A 4,148-nucleotide genomic window follows, 5' to 3' on the forward strand; every position below is an offset into this window, starting at 1 on the left:
GCCTTCGGCCGCGCCCGCGCCCGCAGCGCCCACCGCGACCACCCGCCCGGCCGCGCCGGGCACGACCGCGCCCAACGGCCAGCCCGCCGCCACGACGACCACGATCGCCTCACCGCCGGTGCCCAATCCGACGGACGGACAGGTCGACCGGCAGGCGGATCCTTCGCGCGTCACGCCGCCGGTCGATACGCCCGACCCGGCCGACGATGACGAAGACGCCCCCGCGCCCGCCCCGACGCCCGGCGGCTGAGCTCCGGCAGCCTGAGACAGCGGCGGCGGACCCGCGTCCGCCGCCGTTTCCGCCTTAACCGCCGGACAACCGGTGTTTGCTAGGCTGCCGGCATGGAAACGCTCTCCCGATCCCAGATCGCCGCCTTCGAGGCCGTGTTGAACCGGATCCCGGCCGAGGACCGCGCCCGCCTCCACGCCCTCAAGGCCGCCGCCGCCGCCGCCGCCGGGGCGTCTGCCCCGCACTGGGACTTCGACCAGCCCGGCCATCGCGCCGAGGAGGCCCTGGCCGAGGCCTTCGGGTCAGCGCTGACCGACGCTCACCGCCGCGCCCTGATCGCCGTCTGGGCGCTGGAGATGCCGGCCCGCGTGCCCGCCGCGGACCTGCCGTCCGCGGTGCACGAACTCTATCCCGAATGGATCCAGCGCCTCGCCGACTTCCTGACTGCAGCGGCCGATCCCTACGACCGCGACTTCTGGGCCAAGGACGTGCGCATCTCGCTGGTCCTCAGCGTGCCCGGCGCCCGCACCCAGATGATCGACCTCAGCTCGCCCATGGGCCCCGGGCAGGTCCTGCGCCACGCCCGCGAGGGCTGGGGCTGGTCGGTGATCCCGGCCTACGCCTCCGCCCAGGCCTGGAAGCCCTGGCTGGAGGTTCACACCGAAAGCCGCGAACTGTCCGATTTCAACGAGGCCGGCTGGGACCGCGCCTGGGCCACGGCGGCCGAGATCTGCAAGCGCCGCCCCGCGATGGCCGGCATGCTGGGCTCCAGCTGGTTCTACGACCCGCCGCTGGAGCAGATCAGCCCGCGCCTGGCCTATCTGCGGGTCAATCCGCTGAAAAACGGCGCCTTCCTGCTGCATCAGGGTCCAGGCGAGATCCACACCCGGCGCGCCGCGACCTCCTCACCGACCCGTGCCGCCATGATCGAAAAGGGCGAATACACCGCCCGCTCGTGGATCGTCGCCTGGCCGAGGGCCGCGCTGATCAAATGGGCCGATGCGCGCAAGATGCAGCAGGCGATGGCGGAAGCCGCCTAGGCCGTCACCACGCCCCAGGCCGCCCCGACCGGCAACACTTCCAGCCCGGCGGCCTTCGCCGCCCGCAGCACCCGGTCCAGATCGTCGGGCGTGCAGCCATAGTCCGTCGGCCGGTCCGATACGTCGTGGCCATAGGCGTTGAGCCAGCCCTTCGACGCCGCCGTCTGCGCCATCAGCGCCTCGAGGTGGTATCCGGGCAGCCGACGGCTCTCCAGGCCGATGCTCTTGATCAGGGCCCGGTCCTCGCGCCCGGCGTTGACCCCGTCGCGCACCCCGCGCGCCATGGCGAACCGTTCGCGCACGACCCGCTTGGCTCCGATCGTCGCATCCCCGAACGGCCAGGCGAAGGTCGTCATCCGGCGCCCGTCCAGCCGCTCGGCCACCCAGGCGGCGTTGGCGTCCAGGCTCAGACTGAGGGCCTCCGCATCCATCCGCAGCACGCTGGTGTGGCCGAAGGTGTGGCAGCCGACCTCGTGTCCCGCCTCATCCAGCGCCTGCAGATGCGCCACCTGGAACTGGTCGCGGTCCATGTTCCGCCCGCCGGCCAGCCCGCCGCACACATAGTAGGTCGCCTTCACCCCGTGCTGCGCCAGCACCGGCCCGGCCTCGGTCCAGGCGCTGGCGGGAATGTCGTCGAAGCTCAGCGAGAACACGCCCCGCGGCGACGCGATCGTCACCGGGTCGATGTCGAGATAGCGCGCGGCCCGCCGGCGCATCTGGTCGATTGGCTTCATGGCTACGATCTGTAGCCAATGCCGCTTAAGGAAGCGTAGGCGGGCCTTCGCCTTGCCCGGCAAAGGCCGCCCGTCTAGGGTCCGCGGCCTTCTTCCCCGGACGAAAAAGCCTGCCCGTGACCACCGAACCGCTCGCCTTCCAGGACCTGATCCTCACCCTCCACAAATACTGGGGCGATCAGGGCTGCGCGATCCTCCAGCCCTATGACATCGAGGTCGGGGCCGGAACCCTGCACCCCGCGACGGTGCTGCGCGCGTTGGGCCCCCGCCCGTGGAAGGCCGCCTACGTCCAGCCCAGCCGCCGCCCCGGAGACGGCCGATACGGCGAAAATCCCAATAGATTACAGCACTATTACCAGTATCAGGTGATCCTGAAACCGAACCCCGAAAACCTGCAGCAGCTCTATCTCGGCTCGCTGGCGGCCATCGGCATCGATCCGAAACTGCACGACATCCGCTTTGTCGAGGATGACTGGGAGAACCCCACCGTGGGCGCCTGGGGTCTGGGCTGGGAGGTCTGGTGCGACGGCATGGAGGTGACGCAGTTCACCTATTTCCAGGGCGTCGGCGGCATCGAGGTCGACATGGTCTCGGGCGAACTGACCTACGGGCTGGAGCGTCTGGCCATGTACGTCCAGGGCGTCGACAACGTCTACGATCTGAAGTTCACCAAGGAAGGCCTGACCTATGGCGAGGTCTTCCTCGAGAACGAGCGTCAGCAGTCGGAAGCGAATTTCCACGGCTATGACGTCGACGGGCTGAAGCGGCGGTTCGAGGACATGGTGGCCGAGGTCTCGAACCTGCTGGCCATGAAGGGTCCGCAGGATCAGGCGCTGGTCCTGCCGGCCTATGACCAGGTGCTGAAGGCCAGCCACCTGTTCAACCTGATGGACGCCCGCGGCGCCATCGCCGTCGCCGAACGCCAGAGCTACATCGGCCGCATCCGCGATCTCTGTAAGGCCTGCGCGACCGAATGGGTCGAGCAGGAAAGGGGGCGCGCGTAATGGCCCAGCTGCTGATCGAACTGTTCTCGGAAGAGATCCCCGCCCGCATGCAGCAGGGCGCCGCGCGCGACCTCGAACGGATGGCCTCGGAACGGCTGAAGGCGGCTGGGCTGACGTATGAGGCGCTGACGACCTTCGCCGGACCGCGCCGGCTGACGCTGGTGGTCGAGGGCCTGCCGGCCGCGACGCCGGACCGCGAAGAGGAGCTGAAAGGCCCCCGCACCTCGGCGCCCGAACAGGCGCTGGAAGGCTTCCTGCGCAAGACCGGCCTGACGAAGGATCAACTGAGCGAACGCGACGGCGTCTGGTTCGCGGTCGTCAGCGAGAAGGGCCGGCCCACCACCGCCCTGATCCCGGAGATGGTCGACGGAATCGTGCGCGGCTTCCCCTGGCCCAAGTCCATGCGCTGGGGCTCGGGCGCGCTGCGCTGGATCCGGCCGCTGAAGCGGATCGTCGCGCTGTTCGACGGCCATGTGGTTCCGTTCGAGATCGACGGGATCGCCTCGGGCGCTGCCACCGAGGGCCACCGCTTCATGGGCCCGGCCCAGCCGTTCGCGGTGAAGGATTTCGCCGACTACCGCGCGAAGCTGGAGAAGCATTTCGTCCTGCTGGACGTCGTCGACCGCAAGCTGCGCATCCTCGAGGGCGCGCAGAAGGCCTGTTCGGCCAGGGGGGTGGCGCTGGTCGACGACGACGGCCTGCTGGACGAGGTGGCGGGGCTGGCCGAATGGCCGACGCCGATCCTGGGCGACATGGACCCGCAGTTCCTGACCCTGCCGCCGGAGGTGATCCGGCTGTCGATGAAGGTGCACCAGAAATATTTCGCCGTCCGCGATCCCGCGACCCACGGCCTGGCCCCGCATTTCGTCGTGGTGGCCAATGTCGAGGCCACCGACGGCGGCAAGGCCCTGTCCGCCGGCAACAGCCGCGTCCTGTCGGCCCGTCTGGATGACGCCCGCTTCTTCTGGGACGAGGACCTGAAGACCGGCTTCGAGGCCTGGTCGAGGAAGCTGGAAGGCGTCACCTTCCACGCGAAGCTGGGGACGCTGGCCGAACGCGTCGACCGCATCGCCGCCTTGGCCCGCGAGATCGCCCCGCTGGTCGGCGCCGATCCGGATCAGGCCGAGGCGGCCGCGCGTCT

The 4,148-nt window shown here is 69.8% G+C and carries 4 protein-coding genes and 1 pseudogene; 4 read left to right on the forward strand and 1 reads right to left on the reverse strand.

Annotated elements, in window-relative coordinates; all coding sequences use genetic code 11:
* Positions 1-250 (forward strand): annotated as a pseudogene (locus tag V6M42_RS05605) (hypothetical protein); the annotation flags it as partial.
* Positions 251-342: 92 nt separating this feature from the next.
* On the forward strand, positions 343-1,269 hold the full coding sequence (locus V6M42_RS05610; RefSeq protein ID WP_332677715.1) for a hypothetical protein: 927 nt from the start codon (positions 343-345) through the stop codon (positions 1,267-1,269).
* Here V6M42_RS05610 and V6M42_RS05615 read toward each other — a convergent pair.
* Positions 1,266-2,003 carry a polysaccharide deacetylase family protein gene (locus V6M42_RS05615; RefSeq protein WP_332677717.1) on the reverse strand — a complete coding sequence of 246 codons (738 nt, stop codon included), beginning with the start codon at positions 2,001-2,003 and terminating at the stop codon, positions 1,266-1,268. The genes V6M42_RS05610 and V6M42_RS05615 overlap by 4 nt on opposite strands.
* 116 nt (positions 2,004-2,119) lie before the next feature.
* On the opposite strand from V6M42_RS05615, the gene V6M42_RS05620 reads away from it, so the two are divergent.
* Positions 2,120-3,007: a glycine--tRNA ligase subunit alpha gene (locus V6M42_RS05620; RefSeq protein WP_332677719.1), complete on the forward strand. Its 888-nt coding sequence runs from the start codon at positions 2,120-2,122 to the stop codon at positions 3,005-3,007.
* Positions 3,007-4,148 (forward strand): glycine--tRNA ligase subunit beta (gene glyS / locus V6M42_RS05625; protein ID WP_332677721.1); only part of this gene is annotated, 1,142 nt, incomplete at its 3' end. The genes V6M42_RS05620 and glyS, both read left to right, overlap by 1 nt.

Source organism: Brevundimonas sp. (assembly GCF_036677305.1).
Lineage (GTDB): Bacteria > Pseudomonadota > Alphaproteobacteria > Caulobacterales > Caulobacteraceae > Brevundimonas.

What these genes read in the sequence shown, in the direction of transcription:
- V6M42_RS05610 (WP_332677715.1), top strand. Translation starts at nt 343, where the DNA reads ATGGAAACGCTCTCCCGATCCCAGATCGCCGCCTTCGAGGCCGTGTTG.
- V6M42_RS05615 (WP_332677717.1), bottom strand. Translation starts at nt 2,003, where the DNA reads ATGAAGCCAATCGACCAGATGCGCCGGCGGGCCGCGCGCTATCTCGAC.